The following is a 20,383-nucleotide window of genomic DNA, read 5'->3' as shown; positions in this document are numbered from 1 at the left end:
GTACAAACATGAGATTAAGCAGAAAATTAGGACGAGTGCAATATAATGGACATCGTGATATTGATCGCTGGCAGCACGACGAAATGGATCAACCAGGCTTCCTTGAAGAAACGGCATCTGAATATGGATGTACGTCAAAAGAAGAGCTGGAAAAGAAAAAGAGGCAAGGCAAGGGTTGACAGAGTGGCAGCACCGACCTTATTATAATATAAATCAACACACTTGAAAATTTAAAATGTGGAACTGATGATAGAGAATAGTAGGGTAAATTGCGTGAGCAGAGAGGAATCGCCTTAGGCTGAAAGCGAATCCGCATGGCATTTATCACGAAAGAACACTCTGTAGGTTTCCTGCTGAACACTCTAAAAATGAGTCATTAGGCGGAGAACGTGAATCTGCGTTAAGGATTTGAGCGGGAACATGGCTAGTTCATGTTCCAACTAGGGTGGCACCACGGGTATAACTCTCGTCCCTACTATACACATAGTAGAGGCGGGGGTTTTTTATATGTCCACATAAAAAATGAATGATGGTCGTAGGAGGACGAAAAATGAGTTTTAATATTCCAAGAGGCACACAGGATATTTTACCTGGAGAGTCAGAACGCTGGCAGTATGTTGAACAAATAGCGAGAGATACATGTGCAGCCTTTCAATACAAAGAAATTCGCACACCGATTTTTGAGCATACGGAGCTGTTTGCACGAGGAGTAGGCGAATCAACCGATATCGTTCAAAAAGAGATGTACACATTTGAAGACAAAAAAGGACGCAGCATCACACTTCGCCCAGAGGGAACGGCTTCAACAGTACGTTCTTATGTTGAAAATAAACTATTTGCACAGCCGGCGCAGCCAACAAAGCTGTATTACATTGGACCAATGTTCCGCTATGAGCGTCCGCAAACGGGAAGATATCGTCAATTTTATCAATTTGGAATTGAAGCGATCGGTTCAAAGGATCCAGCCATTGATGCAGAAGTCATTTCACTTGCGATGAGTGTTTATGAGAAAGCAGGTCTTTCTAACTTAAAGCTCGTCATTAACAGCCTTGGTGACAAAGAGAGCCGAGCAGATTACCGCAAAGCACTTGTCGAGCACTTTGAGCCAAGAATTGATGAATTCTGTCATGACTGCCAAATTCGTTTACATCAAAATCCATTACGTATTCTTGATTGTAAAAAGGATCGTGACCATGAGCTGATGGAAACGGCTCCATCCATTCAGGATTACTTAAATGAAGAATCACGGACTTATTTTGAAAAAGTCAAACAATACTTAACAGATGTAGGCATTGACTATGTCGTCGATCCGAACTTAGTACGCGGTCTTGATTACTACAATCACACGGCATTTGAGATCATGAGTAATGCTGAAGGCTTTGGCGCCATTACAACATTAGCCGGCGGCGGCCGTTATGATGGACTTGTTGAAGGAATTGGCGGCCCTGAATCACCAGGCATCGGTTTTGCTATGAGTATTGAGCGTTTCCTATCCGCCATTGATGCAGAAAATATTGAGCTGCCGTTACAAGATGGCATTGATCTATACATTGCTGCACTAGGAGATCAAGCAAAAGATTATGCTGTTTCATTGTTGAACCGCCTGAGAAAAGAAGGCATTTCAAGTGAAATGGATTATACAGGGAAGAAACTTAAAGCACAATTTAAATCGGCAGATCGCCTGAAAGCCAAGTTTATTGCCGTTCTTGGTGAAGATGAACTGGCGCAGCAAATTGTGAATGTGAAAGATACGACAACGGGTGAACAAATTGAAGTGAAGCTTGATGAGCTGATTCAAATGATGAAAGCCCACCAGAAAGCGTAAAGAAGGAGTGGAATGTTTGTGTTTGGTAGAACTTTTTATTGTGGAGAAGTAACAGAAGACCAAATCGGTCAAACCGTTGTATTAAAAGGATGGGTACAAAAACGACGTGACCTTGGCGGATTAATCTTTATTGATCTGCGTGACCGTACAGGCATTGTACAAGCTGTCTTCAATCCAGACCTATCAAAAGAGGCGCTTGAGACAGCAGAATCGATTCGTAATGAATATGTTCTTGATATTAAAGGAACGGTTGTCGCAAGAGAGGAAGCAACAATCAACCCAAATTTAAAAACTGGTAAAATTGAAATTCAAGTCGAAACGGTCACAGTTTTAAACGAAGCAAAGACCCCTCCTTTTGTGATTTCAGATCAAGCGGACGAGGTATCAGAAGATGTGCGCTTAAAATACCGTTACCTAGATCTTCGCCGTCCTGCGATGTTTGAAACGATGAAAATGCGACATGAAGTAACAAAAGCATTCCGCCATTTCTTAGATGACAACGGCTTTCTAGATATTGAAACACCGATTTTAACAAAAAGTACGCCAGAGGGTGCGCGTGACTATCTTGTTCCAAGCCGTGTACACGAGGGAGAATTCTATGCCTTGCCTCAGTCTCCGCAATTATTTAAACAATTGCTGATGGTCTCAGGGATGGATCGTTATTATCAAATTGCTCGCTGCTTTAGAGATGAAGACTTGCGTGCTGACCGCCAGCCGGAATTCACACAAGTCGATATTGAAATGTCCTTTATGAGTCAAGAGGACATCATGACGCTTGCTGAAGAGATGATGTCAAAGGTGATGAAAGATGTCAAAGGTGTTGAGCTTACATTGCCATTACCACGTATGACATACGATGAAGCAATGAATTCTTATGGATCTGATAAACCAGATACACGTTTTGAGATGAAGCTTGTCAACATTTCAGACACCGTAAAAGACTCTGATTTCAAAGTCTTTAGCGGAGCTGTGAAAAATGGCGGAGCTGTCAAAGCCATGAATGTAAAAGGGGCTGCAGCCAACTACTCTAGAAAAGACATCGATGCACTTGGTGCATTTGCAGCCAACTACGGTGCAAAAGGTCTTGCTTGGCTAAAGGCTGAAGGGACAGAATTAAAAGGACCAATAGCTAAATTCTTTGATGAAGCAAAGCAAGCAGAATTAAAGGATCAGCTGCAAGTGGAAGAAGGCGACCTTTTACTCTTTGTTGCAGATAAGACATCTGTTGTCCATGATGCGCTTGGAGCACTTCGTCTAAAACTTGGCAAAGAGCTTGAACTCATTGATGAGTCTGCCTTCAATTTCTTATGGGTTGTCGATTGGCCGCTGCTTGAAAAAGATGAAGAAGAAGGCCGCTTCTATGCTGCCCATCATCCTTTCACTATGCCAGTTCGCGATGATCTTGAATTAATGGAAACAAGCCCAGAAGACATGAAGGCGCAGGCTTACGATCTTGTGCTCAATGGCTATGAGCTTGGCGGAGGTTCTATTCGTATTTTCGAAAAGGACATTCAAGAAAAAATGTTTGGTTTACTTGGCTTTTCGAAAGAAGAAGCTTACGATCAGTTCGGCTTCCTTCTGGATGCGTTTGAGCATGGTGTTCCTCCGCACGGCGGAATCGCGCTTGGTCTTGACCGCTTAGTGATGCTGCTTGCAGGCCGATCTAATCTAAGGGATACGATCGCGTTCCCGAAAACCGCGAGTGCCAGCTGCGTTCTCACAGATGCTCCTGGCCATGTAAGCGAAGCGCAGCTTGATGAGCTGAGTTTAGCCATTAAAACAAAAGTAAAACAGTAAAATAGGCGCATGTTTACAGGGATGTAAACGCTTGAAAAAAGGGCATGCCTATGATATGCTTTCATCAATCAATAAATAAAGTCCTGATACGTACGGTGGTTACCTAGTTTTGACCGAACATTTTTTTATACGGGAGCTTGCCTTTCCTTTCTGCATAAATGCCTCATTAGAGGACTTATAAAGAAAGGAAGAAAGCACCCACCTGCATGGTGCGGGGTTCAAAACGAAGGAAAAGCTGGCGGCGTCATCGGGACTTTTTTGTGTTTTTTTCTTTTTGAGAAGGATGACGGAGAAGTCTGAATATGATATGATTCTTTCGATTCATTTTAAATAAAGGTGGAGTGAGGCACTTGTTACATCAGTTTTCAAGAAACGAGCTTGCCATTGGCAAGGAAGGCTTAGATATATTAAAAAACAGTACAGTTGCAGTGCTTGGAGTGGGCGGCGTTGGTTCATTTGCAGTAGAGGCACTCGCTCGTTCAGGCGTTGGCCGTATTGTTCTTGTTGATAAAGATGATATTGATATTACAAATGTGAATCGCCAGCTGCCGGCATTACTTTCAACGGTTGGTCAGCCAAAGGTTGACTTAATGCAGGCTAGAATCGCTGATATTAACCCAGAATGTGAAGTTGTTGCCTTAAAGATGTTTTATACAGAGGAAACATACGAGCAATTTTTTGAGTATCCACTTGATTATGTCATTGATGCGTCAGATACCATTCACTATAAAATTCATTTAATGAAAGAATGTTTAAACCGCAATGTGAACATCATTTCGAGTATGGGTGCTGCAAACAAAACAGATCCGACACGCTTCAAAATTGATGATATATCAAAAACACATACGGACCCTATTGCAAAAGTCGTGAGAACACGTCTGCGCAAGGAAGGCATTCGTAAGGGGATTGAAGTCATTTTCTCTGATGAAAGTCCAATTGTCATTCGTGAAGATGTCAGAAAAGAAGTTGGAAATGATGAAGCGAAGATTCGTAAGGCGCAAATGCCGCCGTCATCCAATGCATTTGTCCCATCTGTTGCCGGGCTGATCATGGGTGGTCATGTCATTATGAAGCTTTTAAAAGATATTCCGATTACACGTGTGAAAGATAAATAAACAGCCCGCCTGCTAAAACGCAGGGGGCTGTTTTATTTTTGTCGTTTTAAATTCTCATAGACCTGCTTCAGTGCACCTTCAAATTTCCCTGTTTGCTTCGGTTCATAATATTGCTTGTTTTTAAGCGGGTCAGGTAAATATTGCTGCTTCACCCAGCCGTTGTCATAATCGTGTGGATATAAATAATCGACGCCTCTTCCGAGTGCTGTTGCCCCTTTATAGTGAGCATCTTTTAAATGAACAGGGACTTCACCGATTTTCCCTGTACGAATGTCATGCAGCGCCGCATCAATCGCCTTATAAGCCGAGTTTGATTTTGGAGAGAGGCAGAGCTCGATGACGGCATTGGCCAGCGGAATACGGGCTTCGGGGAAGCCGACCCTCTCTGCTGTTTGGACAGCACTTAATACGCGGGGGCCTGCCTGTGGACTGGCTAAGCCAATATCCTCGTAAGCCATCACGAGTAATCTTCTTGAAATGCTTTCAAGGTCTCCTGCTTCAATCAGTCTGGCAAGGTAATGCAGCGCCGCATCTGCGTCAGATCCTCTGATGGATTTTTGAAAAGCTGACAGGACATCATAATGAGCATCACCGTTTTTATCATGCGAGAAGCTCTTTTTTTGTAAACATTCTTCTGCTGCGGCAAGTGTGATGAAGATGTGTCCAGTGTCATCTGCTTTTGTCGATAAGACCGCTAGTTCTAACGCGTTTAAAGCAGAGCGTACATCTCCTCCGCATCCACTAGCAAAGTGATTCATTGCCTCATCATGGACCGTCACCGAATAGCCGCCAAGCCCGCGATGTTCATCCTGTAATGCCCTTGTTAACGCGGTTTTGATTTGCTCTGTTTCAAGCGGCTTCAGCTCAAATATTTGTGTCCGGCTTCGGATGGCAGGATTGATCGCATGATAGGGGTTGGCTGTGGTGGCGCCAATTAAAATAATCATGCCATTTTCTAAATAAGGAAGAAGGAAATCCTGTTTTCCTTTATCCAGCCTGTGGACTTCGTCTAAAATGAGAATCACCTGCCCGCTCATTTTCGCTTCAGCGGCGACAGCTTCCATATCTTTTTTGTTATGAATGACCGCATTCAATGTCCGGAAAGCAATGCTTGTACTCCCGGCGATCGCAGTCGCAATTGATGTTTTGCCGATGCCCGGCGGTCCGTATAAAATCATCGAGGATAAATGTTTCGCCTCGACCATCCGTCTAATAATTTGACCTTCTCCAACGAGATGCTCCTGCCCAATGATATCTCCAATATGGCTTGGGCGCATCCGATAAGCTAAAGGTTTCATGATTATCTCTCCTAAAGCAATGTCTTGTTTGTATAGAGTACCGAAATTTCTTCAAATAGAAAAGGGATGCGTCCTCCTCTAGAGCTCAGAACCCGCAAATGAAAGTTGGCTTAAAGTATGATATAATTGCTTTTGGTCTATATATCGCGTATATGAAATCAGAAAAATAATTGATGACATAGAATAGGAAACGCAGAGGTGTTTAACTTGAAAATTTCAACTAAAGGCAGATATGGTCTGACGATCATGATCGAATTAGCCAAAAAACATGGCGAAGGCCCTACATCATTAAAATCAATCGCTCAAAACAATAATTTGTCTGAGCATTATTTAGAGCAGCTTGTATCACCGCTTCGAAATGCCCGTCTTGTGAAAAGTATCCGCGGGGCATATGGGGGTTATGTTCTTGCCCATGAACCAAACGAGATCACAGCCGGTGATATTATTCGTGTATTAGAAGGACCTATTAGTCCTGTCGAAGTCATCGAAAACGAAGAACCAGCAAAGCGTGAACTTTGGATTCGTATTCGTGATGCAGTAAAAGACGTACTGGACAATACAACTCTTGAAGACTTGGCAAGCTACACAGATGACGGGGATCAAGACGCGTATATGTTCTATATTTAGATCAGAGGTGTACCGGAAATGGAACGAATCTATTTAGATCATGCGGCCACAACGCCTATGGATCAGCGTATTGTGGACAAGATGATGCCTTACTTTACAGAGATATTTGGCAATCCCTCTAGTATTCATTCATATGGGCGCGAGGCAAGAAAGTGGCTCGATGAAGCAAGAGAAGTCATTGCAGGAGAATTACACTGTAAACCGCAGGAGATCATCCTCACAAGTGGAGGAACAGAGGCGGACAACCTTGCCATCACAGGTGTTGCAATGGCAAGGCAGCATGAAGGCAAACATATCATCACAGCGAAAACAGAGCATCATGCGGTGCTGCATACATGTGAACGCTTAGAGAAGCTTGGATTTGAAGTGACGTATTTAGACGTTGATCACACTGGATTGATTCAACTTGATCAATTAAAACAAACACTCAGAGATGATACGATTCTTGTCACCATCATGTACGGCAATAATGAAACAGGTGTGATTCAGCCGATCAAAGACATTGGCGAACTTCTAAAAGATCACGCTGCTCATTTTCATACAGATGCGGTGCAGGCGTTTGGCACAATACCAATTGATGCAGCAGATCTTCATATCGATCTCTTATCTGCTTCTGGCCATAAGCTAAATGGTCCGATGGGAACAGGCTTTTTATATGTCAACGAACGCGTGAAACTTTCTCCGCAGTCATTTGGAGGAGAACAAGAAAGAAAACGCCGTGCTGGTACTGAAAATGTGGCAGGAATCGTGGGACTTGCAGAAGCTGTTCAATTAACAAAGCAAAATAGAAGAGAAAAAGCAATACATTATGGTAAGCTCAAAGAAACCATGCTGCAAGTATTCGAAGAGGAATCACTAGATTTCTCTATCAATGGACATCCAAAAGAGACATTGCCGCACATTTTAAATGTTCATTTCCCGGGCGTCTCCATTGAATCGTTACTTGTAAATTTAGATATGGAAGGGATTGCTGTTTCAAGCGGATCTGCATGTACGGCTGGATCTGTCCTTCCTTCGCACGTTTTAAGCGCCATGTATGGCGAAGAAGCAAAAGAACTGACGTCCTCAGTCAGAATAAGCTTCGGTCTTGGAAATGAAGAGGATCATGTGAAGCAGGCGGCGCACAAAATAGCGGCTGTTGTTAAACGCCTAGCCAAATAAATGCTCTCCTTTTGTTCGTGTGTGAAAAATGAAGCAGCCAGGCACCTGAAGAACGAAACGCGCACGTTGTTTCATTGAAATTGGAGTTGATGAAGATGACAAAAAGACCAGAAGACACAAGAGTTGTGGTCGGTATGTCCGGAGGAGTCGATTCATCAGTTGCTGCTCTTATGTTAAAGGAGCAAGGCTATGATGTAATCGGCATATTTATGAAAAACTGGGATGACACAGATGAAAATGGTGTATGTACAGCAACGGAGGACTATGAGGATGTCATTCGCGTTTGTAACCAAATTGGAATCCCTTATTATGCAGTGAATTTCGAGAAGCAATATTGGGACAAAGTGTTTCAATATTTCCTTGATGAATATAAAGCGGGCAGAACGCCAAACCCAGATGTCATGTGTAACAAAGAAATTAAGTTCAAAGCATTTCTTGAGCATGCATTGTCACTCGGTGCAGATTATTTAGCAACAGGCCACTATGCCCGTGTCGATAGAACTGGCGATGAAGTCAAAATGCTAAGAGGTCTTGATGCAAATAAAGACCAAACCTATTTCTTAAATCAGCTGACTCAAGAACAGCTTGATAAAGTGATGTTCCCAATCGGTAATTTGGAGAAAAAAAGGGTTCGTGAATTAGCAAAAGAAGCAGAGCTCGCTACAGCAACGAAAAAAGATTCAACTGGCATTTGCTTTATTGGGGAAAGAAACTTCAAAACGTTCCTCAGCCAATATTTGCCTGCACAGCCTGGCGTGATGCAGACGATGGACGGAGAAGTAAAAGGTGAACATGATGGACTGATGTATTACACGATCGGTCAGCGCCAAGGACTTGGCATTGGCGGAAGCGGTGATCCTTGGTTCGTCGTCGGGAAGGACTTGGAGCAAAATGTATTGTTTGTAGAACAAGGCTTCCACAATCCCCTTTTATATTCTGAAAGTATTTCAGCCGTTAATATAAGCTGGACTCGTCCTCATATTGTTGACGAAAACGGTGAATTAACATGCACAGCAAAATTCAGATACCGTCAAGAAGATCATCATGTGAAAGTCAAAATGACAGGTGAGCAAGAAGCGATGGTCATCTTTGAAGAACCCGTTCGTGCTGTCACCCCAGGACAAGCGGTTGTTTTTTATGATGGTGATGAATGTCTTGGCGGCGGTACAATTGACGATGTCTTTAAAGACGGTCAAAAGCTGTCGTATGTGTAACATGTTTTAAAAAACCTCAACGTCGCTGTTGAGGTTTTTTAATGAAAGGATGATGAGAGCAAATGAACCATAACGAGATCGGCATAGAAGCCTTAAATCAAGGGAACATCGAAAAGGCAGCTGAAGCTTTTACAAAAGCCATTGAAAAAAGCCCAAAGGATCCAGTTCCATATATTAACTTTGCGAACTTACTGTCAAGTATCAATGAATTTGACCGCGCTTTAAACTTCTTTCAAAAAGCGATTGAACTCGATAGCACGGCAGCTGCGGCCTATTATGGAGCAGGAAATGTGTACACATTAAAAGAAGACTTTATGAAAGCGAAAGACTATTTTGAACAAGCACTAAAAGCTGGAATGGAAAATAGTGATTTGTTTTATATGTTAGGGCAGACGCTCATCAAATTAGAGCAGCCAAAGCTTGCGATGCCGTACCTTCAGCGTGCGATTGAGCTAAACGAAGAAGATAATGAAGCAAGATTTCAATTTGGCATGTGCTTAGCCAATGAACACATGCTGGAAGAAGCGGTGACGGCCTTTACCGAAGTCGTCGCACGTGATCCGCAGCATGCAGATGCCTTTTATAATTTAGGAGTTGCGTATGCGTATTTAGAGAAAAAGGCCGAAGCGCTTGAGATGCTAGAAAAAGCCATTGACGTGCAGCCTGACCATATGCTGGCACTGCATGCGCAAAAGCTGATTCAAGAGGCAGAATAGACGGAAGGAGGGAAGACCTGTGCAGGAACATCCAGATCAAATGAAGCTTGAGGACGAGCCGTTTTTAAAAGGGACGGTTCAAGCTGTTATTTTCCATAATGAAAGTAATTTATACTCGGTGTTAAAGGTGAAAGTCATTGAAACATCTGAAAACTTAGAGGAAAAAACAGCATCTGTCACAGGCTACTTCCCAGCACTTCATGAAGACGAAACCTACACCTTTTACGGCAAAGTCACAAGCCATCCGAAATTTGGTGAACAGTTTCAGGCGACTCATTTTCAAAAGGAAGTGCCGACAACAAAGCAAGGGATTATTCATTATCTCTCAAGTGACTTATTCGAAGGGATAGGGAAAAAGACAGCGGAAGACATTGTGGGGCAGCTCGGCAATCAGACGCTTCATAAAATTATGCGTGACCCGTCAGTTTTGTATGACGTTCCGCGCCTATCAAAAAAGAAAGCAGATAAGCTGGCTGCAGCGCTTCAGGAGCATCAAGGGCTGGAACAAATTATGATCAGCCTGAATCAATATGGCTTTGGCCCGCAGCTCAGTATGAAGATTTATCAAGTGTACGAGAGTGAAACCTTGCAAAAGATCGAGGAAAATCCCTATCAGCTCGTCAAAGATGTAGAGGGGATCGGATTTATTAAAGCAGATGAGCTCGGTGCTAGAACAGGGATATCAGGAAATGACCCAGAGCGAATCCGTGCAGCCTTGCTATATACAGTCGAGACAGCGAGCCTTCAGGACGGTCATACGTACATACAAACAAAAGATCTGATCGTTGAAACCCGTAAGCTGCTCAATCAAACAAGCAATGAGTACAAAGTGACTGAAATGGACGTTGCCAATCAGATTTTGGCACTTGGCGAAGGGAAAGAGATGATCATTGAAGATGACCGCTGTTATCATCCGTCCTTATTTTATGCGGAGCGAAGTGTCGCCAAACGCATTCAAAAAATCGTCTCCCAAACGGAATATGCAGATCAATTTCCTGAATCAGAATTCCTTCTTGCACTTGGTGAGCTGGAGGAAAGGCTAGGCGTGCAGTATGCTCCGACACAAAAGGAAGCGATTCAAAAGGCGCTCATGTCCCCGATGCTGCTTTTAACAGGCGGGCCTGGGACAGGGAAAACAACCGTCATTAAAGGAATTGTCGAGCTCTATAGCGATCTTCACGGTGTATCTCTTGATCCGAGTGATTATAAAAAAGATGAATCCTTTCCATTTGTGCTTGCGGCGCCAACTGGACGGGCGGCTAAACGGATGACAGAATCAACAGGGCTTCCAGCTGTGACCATTCACCGCCTGCTAGGCTGGAATGGATCAGAGGGCTTCTCACATGATGAGGAACAGCCGATTGAAGGAAAGCTTGTCATCATTGATGAATCGAGTATGCTAGATATTTGGCTTGCGAATCATTTGTTTAAAGCGATCCCTGATCACATTCAAGTCATTATGGTAGGAGATGAACATCAGCTTCCGTCTGTCGGACCGGGCCAAGTCTTAAGAGACTTACTTGCGTCACATGCTGTACCAGCTGTTACGTTAACTGATATTTACCGGCAGGCAGATGGTTCTACCATTGTTGAACTTGCACACGATATGAAAAATGGCGTCCTGCCAAAAGATATCACTGCACGCTCGAAGGATCGGTCCTTCATTCAATGTTCAGCTGATCAAATGAAAGAAGTCATTGAAAAAGTTGTCAGCAATGCTGCTCAAAAAGGCTATTCAGCAAAAGATATTCAGGTGCTGGCGCCCATGTATAAAGGAAAAGCAGGTATCAATGAGCTCAATAAAATGCTTCAGCACATTTTGAATCCTAAAAAGCCAAAAGGCAGAGAAATCCCGTTTGGTGATGTGGTGTACCGGACGGGAGATAAGGTGCTGCAGCTTGTGAATCAGCCGGAAAACAACATTTTTAACGGTGACATTGGTGAAATTGTCTCGATTTTTTATGCGAAAGAAAACACAGAAAAAGAAGACATGGCTGTGATTTCCTTTGATGGGAACGAAATCACCTTTACGAAAAAAGATTTTCATCAATTTACCCATGCCTATTGCTGCTCCATTCACAAATCACAAGGCAGTGAATTTCCCATCGTTGTGCTGCCAGTCGTAAGAAGCTATTTCCGAATGCTTCGCCGAAATTTGCTGTACACAGCCATTACACGAAGCAAAAAGTTTTTAATTCTGTGCGGCGAAGAATCAGCACTGGAGTGGGGCGTGAAAAATAATGAGGATTCCCTCAGACAAACGTCCTTAACGAGGCGCCTTGTTCAAACCGAAGAGGTCATGGATGCGGAGCTTGCAGCGCTCCAAAAAGAGCTTCCGTTTAGCGTACATGACGCAAATATTGGCATGGAGGGAATCACTCCGTTTGATTTTATGCAAGAGTAAATGGCTTCCTTCATGGAAGCCATTTCTTCGTATGAGTCATGAAGCAAACGCACACGATAAGACTGTTCCGCAAAAGGTGGTTGAGCACATTTTGAGAACATGTCGAGAGCTTGAAGGAATGTCGATCTATACAGGTGAGCAGTCTCATTCACTTGGTGCCATCAAAGATATTTGCTTATTAGCCGGCGGCAGCTGCGGGGGATATGTGTTAGATGGGAAAAAGAAAGACTGTGCACTCATTCCATTCTCAGCTGGCGATAAGCTGACAGACAAAGGTCTATATGTGAGCTGCCAGGAGGGAGTAGGAATAGATTCCTCTGTCCCATCCTTATTATTTTCGAAATTGAAAAAGAAAATGATGCAATCACCTGAGGGTGAAAATTTAGGCATATTGGAAGATGTATATTTTTGCGCAAATTCGGGCACAATCGTAGCATATGAACTCTCGGACGGCTTCTTTACAGAGCTATCAGGGATTCGAAAACAGCTGCATGCTGCCGGAACCTTGATGAACGTTCAAAAGGAAGCACTTGTTCTAAACCGAACGTAAAGAGGTGCTGATTATGCTCATTTGCCCAAATTGCAAATGTAAAGACATCGGAAAAATTGGGGTCAATCAATATTATTGCTGGGGCTGTTTTATTGAATTGACGCTGTCAAAAGGTAAAATATCTACACACCAAGTGGAGGAAGACGGTACACTAAGCAGTTTAGATGATCTGTTTAGTGATGATGAACGTTCAATTCAACTATAAGTGTTAAGGGGGAATTTCGAATGGGCAAAATGACTTCTTCACTATTAACGCTTGGTGCAGGTGCACTAGCATATCACTTTGCGAGTCGATATGATATGCCATCGAAGCGGGATATGAAAAAGCTAAGAAAACGTGTTATGCGTATGCTTTAAACAAAAGGGACATCCACCATGAGCGGATGTCCTTTTTTATGCCTGTCTGTATTCTAAACGGCGTGCAAGTAAGGATAAGCTGAAATTGACGACAAAATACATCATCGCCGCTAATAGGAAAATTGGCAGTAAGTACGATTGACTCTGACCGTTTAAAATTTGTGCGTGATGCAATAATTCTGGAAGAGCAATGACAACGGCAAGCGATGTATCCTTTAAAAGTGAAATAAATTGACTCACAATCGGCGGTACCATTCGGCGTAAAGCCTGCGGCATAATAATTATTTTTAACGTTTGGATATAGGTTAAACCAGAAGACCTGGCAGCTTCGACCTGACCTTTATCAATTGATTTTAGACCGCTCCGAATAATTTCTGACAGCATGGCTGATTCAAACACGGTTAGAGCTGCTGGCAGAGGCTGTAATGCTTAGTTTGATGCCGATTTCAGGCAGTGCAAAATACGTAAAAAAGATGATCAGCAAAAGCGGCAGGTTCCGAATGGTTTCTACGATGACCGCAAGCACCTTTGATAAAACCGGAATTTGAGCGAACCGCAATGTGCCAATGACTAATCCAATGAGAAAGCTCAAAATGATGGAGATAAAAGCCACTTTTAAGGTGACAGCAAATCCTTCAAGTAAAAAGGCGAGATGATCAGGCTGGTAGGCACCTATAAAATCCATTATGTTTCCTCCTTTCTAGTGGCTTCTTGCTAATCTTTTTTCTAAATAACCAACGCCTAAACTGAGCGGAATCGTTAATAGCAGATAGAACATGGCAACAAAGATGTAGACATCAAATGTCACAAATGTTCTAGAAGCGATCAGGTCTCCTTGATACATGAGATCAAACCCTGCAATGACACCTAGAATAGAGGAGTTTTTGACAAGGTTAATAAATTGATTCCCAAGAGGGGGGACGACAATTTTAATCGCTTGCGGAAGAATAATATATCGCATCGTCCCGCCGTATGAAAGACCAGAAGCCCGTGCTGCTTCCATTTGCCCAAGCGGTACAGCTTGTATACCTGCTCGAATGGCTTCAGCAATAAATGCAGAAGTATAAATGGAAAGAGCTATGGTTCCAGCTGTGAAGCCATCTGCCACAATACCAAGCACAGGTAAACCAAAGAAGAAAACAAATGTGATTAATAATAACGGAATATTCCGAATAAATTCCACGTAAGCCGTTCCTAACCAGTTGAGCGGCTTCAGTGGAGCAATTCTCATAATGGCAATGAGTGTACCGATCAAAAAGCTTCCAATCAAAGCAATGACACTTGCGCTAATAGTATATTTAAACCCTTCTAAATAAAGATTGAAGTTTTCAGTTAAAATTGAAAACCGCAGCAATCAGTTCACTTCCTTCCTGGTCAACAGGGGAGCCAATGAGCGGCTCACCTGTGGGCATTGATCTTGACTTAGTCAAACGATTATTCTTTGATCCATTTTTTATGAATCTTGTCATACTCTCCATTGTCTTTTAAAGTCTTTAACGCTTTGTTAATGGCATCTGTCAATTCTTGATCCCCTTTTTTCACAGCAATGCCATAAGGCTCATCTGTAAAGGTGCCGCCGACGACTTCGTAATTTGAATCCTCGTCTGCCATACCAAATAAGATGGCATTATCTGTTGTAAGCACTTGCCCTTGGTTTGATTTTAGTGCTGTAAAGGCTTCCTGATAGTTTTCAAATTCTAAAACAGATGCTTCAGGTGCTTTCTCGCGGATGTTTTGAGACGAAGTAGAGCCTTTCACTGCAAGCACCTTCGTCCCTTTTTTCAAATCATCAATTGATTGAATGCCGCTTCCTTTTTTCACAAGCAGTGATTGTCCTGCTTCAAAGTACACATCTGAGAAATTGACTTCTTTTTTGCGCTCTTCTGTAATGGTCATGGTAGCAACAATTGCATGAATATCACCTTTTTGCAGCAAAGGGATTCTTGTTTTAGATGTTACTTCTTTGAATTCTGCTTTTCCTTCATCGCCCAGCATTTCCTTTGCGATGGCTTTTGCAATATCAATATCAAATCCTTCGATGTCTCCGCTGCTAGGATTTTTTAGACCAAAAAGACGTGTGTCATTTTTTACGCCAAAAATGATTTTTTTGTCTTTCTTAATGGCTTCTAATGAACTTCCTTGCTTCGCATCAGTCGAGCCTTTTTCAGTAGAACCACAAGCAGCCAGAGCGGCCATACAGCAAGTCATAAAGAGTAATAGACCAAAACGTTTCAATTTTTTCATCAAACCATTCCCCCTAGTGATTTAAAATACGGCTTAAAAATAACTGAGCACGTTTCTCACGCGGTTTTTCATAAAATGCAGCGGGTGTTGATTCTTCAAGGATTCTGCCTTCATCAATAAAGACAATGCGGTCAGCCACTTCCCGGGCAAACCCCATCTCGTGCGTAACGACAACCATGGTCATTCCTTCTTGGGCCAGCTGTTTCATCACATCTAGTACCTCACCGATCATCTCTGGATCAAGAGCGGATGTTGGTTCATCGAAAAGCATGACCTCAGGTTTCATAGCGAGTCCCCTTGCAATGGCAACACGCTGCTGCTGTCCCCCGGAGAGTCTTGAAGGATAGGTGTCTGCTTTTTCAGGAATGCCGACTTTATTTAAATAAAATTCAGCTGTTTCCTTTGCTTCTTCCTTGCTCACTTTTTTGACCTTCATTGGCGCAAGCATAATGTTTTCAAGCACTGTCTTATGCGGATAAAGATGAAAGTGCTGAAACACCATCCCGATATTTTGCTGACAAGATTGATGTTGGTCTTCGGATGCTGGACAGACACTTGGTTGACGAGTACTTTTCCCTCATCAATGCTTTCGAGACGATTGATGCACCTGAGCATAGTGCTTTTACCAGACCCTGAAGGACCGATGATCACAACAACCTCACCTTTTTGAATATGTAGGTTCATGTCCTTAAGTACATGGAACTGGCCATAATGCTTGTTGACTTCTTCGAATGTGATCATGAAGAACCTCCTCTTGTGTTTATTTGGCTAAAGTGGATACTAGCATACCTTGTGTAAAAAGAAGTAAAAAATGGAATGTTTTCTGATGAGATTTTACAGCAAACAGTGACGTTGGATGGAGCTGTATGTTTCATGTGTATTCATTTTTAACAAAGTTAGGACAAATTTTATTTACATGGATAATTGCAGAAGATGGTTAAACAATAAGAAAAGAGGTGAAAAAGGTGAAGAAACGTCCGATCCAATTTCTAATATATGCTGCAGGTGTACTGCTTGTCCTTGCATCCTTACTCATTTTGGTTCAGCTCGACGAATTGTGGATGCCCATTTTTTTATTACTAAAAGCGGTTCTTATTCCGCTGCTCATCGCCATTTTTATTTCTTATCTGCTTTATCCTATTATCGAAAGACTGCACGGGCAAGGCTGGCCTAGAACAGTCAGTCTCTTATTGATTTATGTGCTGTTTTTTGGCGGGATTGGTTTTGCGGTCTACAAAGGGGCGCCTGTCATGATTACGCAGTTAAATGAGCTGTCAGAACAAATCCCTGTGCTTGCCGAAACCTATAATGGCGCTTTATCTCATATTCATCGTCATACAAGCCATTGGCCTGACGGGCTTCACGATCGGCTGGATCGTTTGATTGTTCAATCGGAAACATATGCAGCAAATGGGGCAGAGCGGATGATTCTTAGCTGTAAAGTATTATTGGATTACGCATTAGTCGCAGCGCTTATTCCTTTTCTTGTCTTTTATATGGTGAAAGATATGAATACAATGAAGCGGGCTGCATGGTATTTAACGCCATCGAGATTCCGAAAGAGAGGCCACGCTTTTGTGAAAGCGGTGGACGACTCGCTTGGTAATTATATTAGAGGACAATTGCTTGTCTGTTCTTTAATTGGGGGGGCAGCAGCCATTGTTCTCTGGCTGTTTCATATCCCGTATCCGCTTGTCCTTGGCATGCTGATTGGGGCAACGAATGTGATTCCGTACTTTGGTCCGATTATTGGGGCGATTCCTGCTGTCTTTATTGCTTTTACCATTTCGGTGAAGTCGGTGATGATTGTGCTGATCACAGTGGCTGTGCTGCAATTTTTGGAAAGCAATATACTCAGTCCGATCATCGTTGGGAGAAGTCTCCATATGCATCCTGTCGTTATTATGCTTGTTTTGCTCGCAGGAGGAGAGTTGTTTGGTTTAATTGGGATGATTTTAGCCGTACCAACTGCCGCTATTATCAGGGTCATGATTGTGCAATATATCCTGATGAGACGAAGCGTTCATTGACAAGACGAGCCGAGTTGTCTATAATAATTTCGATTCATACATATTGAATTCAATGATGGACCCGAGTACGTTAAAAAGCTGTTGCAGAGAGAGGCTTTATTTTGCTGAGAAAAGCCTTATCAGACCTTTAACGGAAGCTAGTCCTGAGTGCAGATAAACACTGCCGCTCTCTTCCGGCGTTATCGGATGTGAAGGTGATAGACGAATATGTCTATAATCAGGGTGGTACCGCGAGAACATCTCGTCCCTGTGTAAGTAGTTTTATGCTTGCATAGGGCGGGATGTTTTTCGTTTGTGTGGAGATTGATGAAATGAAAAGGGAGGATTTTTAAATGAAAACTTTAACTTCTGCTCAAGTACGTCAAATGTTTTTAGACTTTTTTAAAGAAAAAGGACATGCTGTAGAACCGAGTGCGTCCCTCGTACCGCACGATGATCCAACACTTTTATGGATTAACAGCGGGGTTGCGACATTAAAAAAATACTTTGATGGCCGCGTGGTTCCTGACAATCCGCGTATTTGTAACGCGCAAAAATCTATTCGTACGAATGATATCGAGAATGTTGGGAAAACAGCCCGACATCATACGTTCTTTGAAATGCTTGGCAACTTTTCTATTGGTGACTATTTTAAAGAAGAGGCCATTGATTGGGCTTGGGAATTCTTAACGAGTGACGAGTGGATTGGCTTTGATCCGAATCTGTTATCTGTCACTGTACATCCAGAGGACGAAGAAGCGTATATTCTTTGGAGAGATAAAATTGGTGTACCTGAAGAACGTATTATTCGCCTTGAAGGCAACTTCTGGGATATTGGCGAGGGGCCGAGTGGGCCGAATACAGAAATTTTCTATGACCGCGGCGAAGCATATGGTCACGACTTGAACGATCCAGAATTATATCCAGGCGGGGAAAATGAGCGTTATCTAGAAGTATGGAATCTTGTGTTCTCTGAATTCAACCATAATCCAGATGGTACATACACACCACTGCCGAAGAAAAACATTGATACAGGGATGGGTCTTGAACGAATGGTATCTGTCATTCAAAACGTACCGACGAACTTTGATACAGATCTATTCATGCCGATTATTCGTGCTGTAGAAACCATCTCTGGAGAAAGCTATGGGGAGACGAAGGAAAAGGATACAGCATTTAAAGTTATTGCTGACCACATCCGGACTGTTGCCTTTGCCGTAAGTGACGGAGCGCTTCCTTCCAATGAAGGCCGCGGATATGTGTTAAGACGTTTGCTGCGCCGTGCCGTGCGTTATGCAAAAACGATCCATATTCACCGTCCATTTATGTATGATCTAGTGCCAGTTGTTGCTGAGATTATGAAGGATTTCTATCCAGATGTACAAGCAAAAGAAGAATTTATTGCGAAAGTAATCAAAAACGAGGAAGAACGTTTCCATGAAACACTGAATGAAGGGCTAGCCATTTTGTCAGAAGTGATCAAAAAAGAAAGAGACAATGGCAGCTCACAGATTTCAGGCGAAGATGTATTTAAGCTGTATGACACGTACGGATTCCCTGTCGAGCTGACAGAAGAATATGCAGAAGACGAGAACATGACAGTCGATCGAGAAGGCTTCCAGACGGAGATGGAGAAGCAGCGTGAGCGTGCAAGAAATGCGAGACAGGATGTCGGCAGTATGCAGGTTCAAGGCGGGGCTCTAGGTGATATTAAAGCAGAGAGTACCTTCGTTGGATACGAAAATTTAACTGCGGCATCCCGCATTGTCGAATTGCTTCAAAATGGTGAAATTGTCGCGGAAGCACATGAAGGAGAAACGGTGCAAATCTTATTAGATGAAACACCTTTCTATGCTGAAAGCGGTGGACAAGTAGCCGATAAAGGGACATTAAAAAGCGCAGAAGCCATCATTGAAATCAAAGATGTGAAAAAGGCGCCAAATGGTCAGCATGTCCATGAAGGAGTGGTCGTAAGCGGTACGGCTCAAAAAGGACTTGAAGTGACTGCTGAAGTGGAATCAGCTCTGCGAAAAGGCATTGTGAAAAACCATACAGCGACGCATCTCTTGCATCAGGCGCTAAAAGATGTATTAGGCAGCCACGTCAACCAAGCAGGCTCGCTGGTGAACGAAAACAGACTTCGCTTTGATTTCTCTCATTTTGGACAAGTGACAAAAGAAGAATTGTCACAGATTGAAAAAATCGTCAACGAAAAGATTTGGGAAGGCATTTCTGTTGCCATTGACCTAAAACCGATCGCTGAAGCAAAAGAAATGGGCGCAATGGCGCTGTTTGGCGAGAAGTATGGCGATATTGTCCGCATTGTCCAGGTAGGCGATTACAGCATCGAGCTATGCGGCGGCTGTCACGTTCAAAATACTGCGGAAATCGGTTTGTTTAAAATTGCGTCTGAATCGGGTATTGGTGCTGGAACACGCCGTATTGAGGCTGTGACTGGTAAAGGTGCCTACGAAGAATTAAATGACCAGCTGGCCATTTTAGAGCAGGCAGCTAGTGAGCTTAAGTCAACTACGAAAGATGTACCAAAACGCATCGCTTCATTGCAGGCAGATTTAAAAGAGGTTCAAAGAGAAAACGAATCTCTTCTTGCGAAATTAAGTCAGGCTGAAGCAGGCTCTATTTTAGAAAAAGTCAAAGACATTGGCGGAGTGAAAGTGTTAACAGAAAAAGTAAACGCCAAAGACATGAACCATTTAAGAACAATGGTAGATGATTTAAAAGCCAAATTAGGGTCAGCTGTCATTGTGCTCGGAGCCGTTCAAAATGGAAAAGTAAACATTTCAGCAGGAGTGACAAAAGACGTTATCGAAAAAGGTCTTCATGCAGGGAAGCTTGTCAAGCAGGCAGCTGAAATCTGCGGCGGAGGCGGAGGCGGACGTCCAGACATGGCGCAAGCAGGCGGGAAACAACCAGAAAAACTTGAAGAAGCACTGGCAATTGTCGAAGAATCTGTCAAATCCGTTTTATAATCAGGCAATGTAGTGTAGAATAATGGTATTAGATGAGCGGTTAGAAAAAAGCTTGCTAGTAGAATGTTGGAAGAGA

General features: G+C 42.9%; 17 protein-coding genes, 1 other RNA gene, 2 pseudogenes and 2 other annotated features. Of the genes and pseudogenes, 15 read left to right on the top strand and 5 right to left on the bottom strand.

Going from position 1 to position 20,383, the window contains the following annotated elements; all coding sequences use genetic code 11:
- Positions 1-8: 8 nt before the first annotated feature.
- From R0K30_RS15500 to R0K30_RS15480, 5 genes are all read left to right on the top strand, one after another.
- Positions 9-179: a YrzK family protein gene (locus R0K30_RS15500; RefSeq protein WP_180275524.1), complete on the top strand. Its 171-nt coding sequence runs from the start codon at positions 9-11 to the stop codon at positions 177-179.
- A 58-nt stretch (positions 180-237) separates the two neighbouring features.
- Positions 238-477 (top strand) — a binding site (T-box leader).
- Between the two features lie 73 nt (positions 478-550).
- Positions 551-1,825, top strand: a complete 1,275-nt coding sequence (gene hisS / locus R0K30_RS15495; protein WP_099727758.1) for a histidine--tRNA ligase — start codon at positions 551-553, stop codon at positions 1,823-1,825.
- Between the two features lie 18 nt (positions 1,826-1,843).
- Positions 1,844-3,622, top strand: a complete 1,779-nt coding sequence (aspS, locus tag R0K30_RS15490; protein WP_099727807.1) for an aspartate--tRNA ligase — start codon at positions 1,844-1,846, stop codon at positions 3,620-3,622.
- A gap of 77 nt (positions 3,623-3,699) precedes the next feature.
- Positions 3,700-3,880, top strand: a non-coding RNA gene (gene ssrS / locus R0K30_RS15485) — 6S RNA.
- Positions 3,881-3,972: 92 nt separating this feature from the next.
- On the top strand, positions 3,973-4,737 hold the full coding sequence (locus R0K30_RS15480) for a tRNA threonylcarbamoyladenosine dehydratase (protein WP_099727757.1): 765 nt from the start codon (positions 3,973-3,975) through the stop codon (positions 4,735-4,737).
- Between the two features lie 32 nt (positions 4,738-4,769).
- Here the strand turns inward: R0K30_RS15480 and R0K30_RS15475 are convergent, their stop codons facing one another.
- Positions 4,770-6,035, bottom strand: a complete 1,266-nt coding sequence (locus R0K30_RS15475) for a replication-associated recombination protein A (protein WP_099727756.1) — start codon at positions 6,033-6,035, stop codon at positions 4,770-4,772.
- Between the two features lie 207 nt (positions 6,036-6,242).
- Here R0K30_RS15475 and cymR point away from each other — a divergent pair, with 207 nt between their 5' ends.
- From cymR to R0K30_RS15435, 8 genes are all read left to right on the top strand, one after another.
- A complete protein-coding gene (gene cymR / locus R0K30_RS15470; RefSeq protein ID WP_099727806.1) occupies positions 6,243-6,662 on the top strand; it encodes a cysteine metabolism transcriptional regulator CymR in 420 nt (139 codons plus the stop codon).
- Between the two features lie 18 nt (positions 6,663-6,680).
- Positions 6,681-7,823, top strand: coding sequence for a cysteine desulfurase family protein (locus R0K30_RS15465; RefSeq protein ID WP_099727755.1), 1,143 nt, complete (start codon positions 6,681-6,683; stop codon positions 7,821-7,823).
- Between the two features lie 95 nt (positions 7,824-7,918).
- Entirely contained in the window at positions 7,919-9,037 is a 1,119-nt protein-coding gene (gene mnmA / locus R0K30_RS15460) for a tRNA 2-thiouridine(34) synthase MnmA (protein ID WP_410611562.1), read from the top strand.
- A 62-nt stretch (positions 9,038-9,099) separates the two neighbouring features.
- Positions 9,100-9,753 (top strand): tetratricopeptide repeat protein, encoded by a 654-nt coding sequence (locus tag R0K30_RS15455; RefSeq protein ID WP_410611560.1) that lies wholly within the window; start codon positions 9,100-9,102, stop codon positions 9,751-9,753.
- Positions 9,754-9,772: 19 nt separating this feature from the next.
- A complete protein-coding gene (gene recD2 / locus R0K30_RS15450) occupies positions 9,773-12,157 on the top strand; it encodes an SF1B family DNA helicase RecD2 (protein WP_410611558.1) in 2,385 nt (794 codons plus the stop codon).
- A 91-nt stretch (positions 12,158-12,248) separates the two neighbouring features.
- The gene (locus R0K30_RS15445) at positions 12,249-12,707 is read left to right on the top strand and encodes a PRC-barrel domain-containing protein (RefSeq protein ID WP_230030506.1); all 459 of its coding nucleotides are present in this window, start codon (positions 12,249-12,251) and stop codon (positions 12,705-12,707) included.
- A 13-nt stretch (positions 12,708-12,720) separates the two neighbouring features.
- Positions 12,721-12,912 (top strand): hypothetical protein, encoded by a 192-nt coding sequence (locus tag R0K30_RS15440; protein ID WP_003216308.1) that lies wholly within the window; start codon positions 12,721-12,723, stop codon positions 12,910-12,912.
- Between the two features lie 20 nt (positions 12,913-12,932).
- Positions 12,933-13,064 carry a YrzQ family protein gene (locus tag R0K30_RS15435; protein WP_078061693.1) on the top strand — a complete coding sequence of 44 codons (132 nt, stop codon included), beginning with the start codon at positions 12,933-12,935 and terminating at the stop codon, positions 13,062-13,064.
- Between the two features lie 36 nt (positions 13,065-13,100).
- On the opposite strand, the pseudogene R0K30_RS15430 reads toward R0K30_RS15435, so the two are convergent.
- From R0K30_RS15430 to R0K30_RS15415, 4 genes and pseudogenes are all read right to left on the bottom strand, one after another.
- Positions 13,101-13,749 (bottom strand): annotated as a pseudogene (locus tag R0K30_RS15430) (amino acid ABC transporter permease).
- Positions 13,750-13,764: 15 nt separating this feature from the next.
- Complete coding sequence (locus tag R0K30_RS15425; RefSeq protein ID WP_099727750.1) at positions 13,765-14,418, bottom strand: amino acid ABC transporter permease; 654 nt, start codon at positions 14,416-14,418, stop codon at positions 13,765-13,767.
- An 80-nt stretch (positions 14,419-14,498) separates the two neighbouring features.
- Positions 14,499-15,308, bottom strand: coding sequence for a transporter substrate-binding domain-containing protein (locus R0K30_RS15420; protein ID WP_283775112.1), 810 nt, complete (start codon positions 15,306-15,308; stop codon positions 14,499-14,501).
- Between the two features lie 13 nt (positions 15,309-15,321).
- Positions 15,322-16,049: pseudogene (locus tag R0K30_RS15415) on the bottom strand (amino acid ABC transporter ATP-binding protein).
- A gap of 224 nt (positions 16,050-16,273) precedes the next feature.
- Here R0K30_RS15415 and R0K30_RS15410 point away from each other — a divergent pair.
- The gene (locus tag R0K30_RS15410; RefSeq protein WP_099727747.1) at positions 16,274-17,338 is read left to right on the top strand and encodes an AI-2E family transporter; all 1,065 of its coding nucleotides are present in this window, start codon (positions 16,274-16,276) and stop codon (positions 17,336-17,338) included.
- 43 nt (positions 17,339-17,381) lie between these two features.
- Positions 17,382-17,590, top strand: a binding site (T-box leader).
- A gap of 80 nt (positions 17,591-17,670) precedes the next feature.
- Entirely contained in the window at positions 17,671-20,307 is a 2,637-nt protein-coding gene (gene alaS / locus R0K30_RS15405; protein ID WP_410611554.1) for an alanine--tRNA ligase, read from the top strand.
- The last annotated feature ends 76 nt before the right edge of the window (positions 20,308-20,383 follow it).

This window comes from Bacillus sp. SIMBA_154, from assembly GCF_046536015.1.
Taxonomy (GTDB): domain Bacteria; phylum Bacillota; class Bacilli; order Bacillales; family Bacillaceae; genus Bacillus; species Bacillus pumilus_P.
The sequence above is the reverse complement of the archived record's forward strand: the minus strand, read 5'-3'. Positions and strand labels throughout refer to the sequence as shown.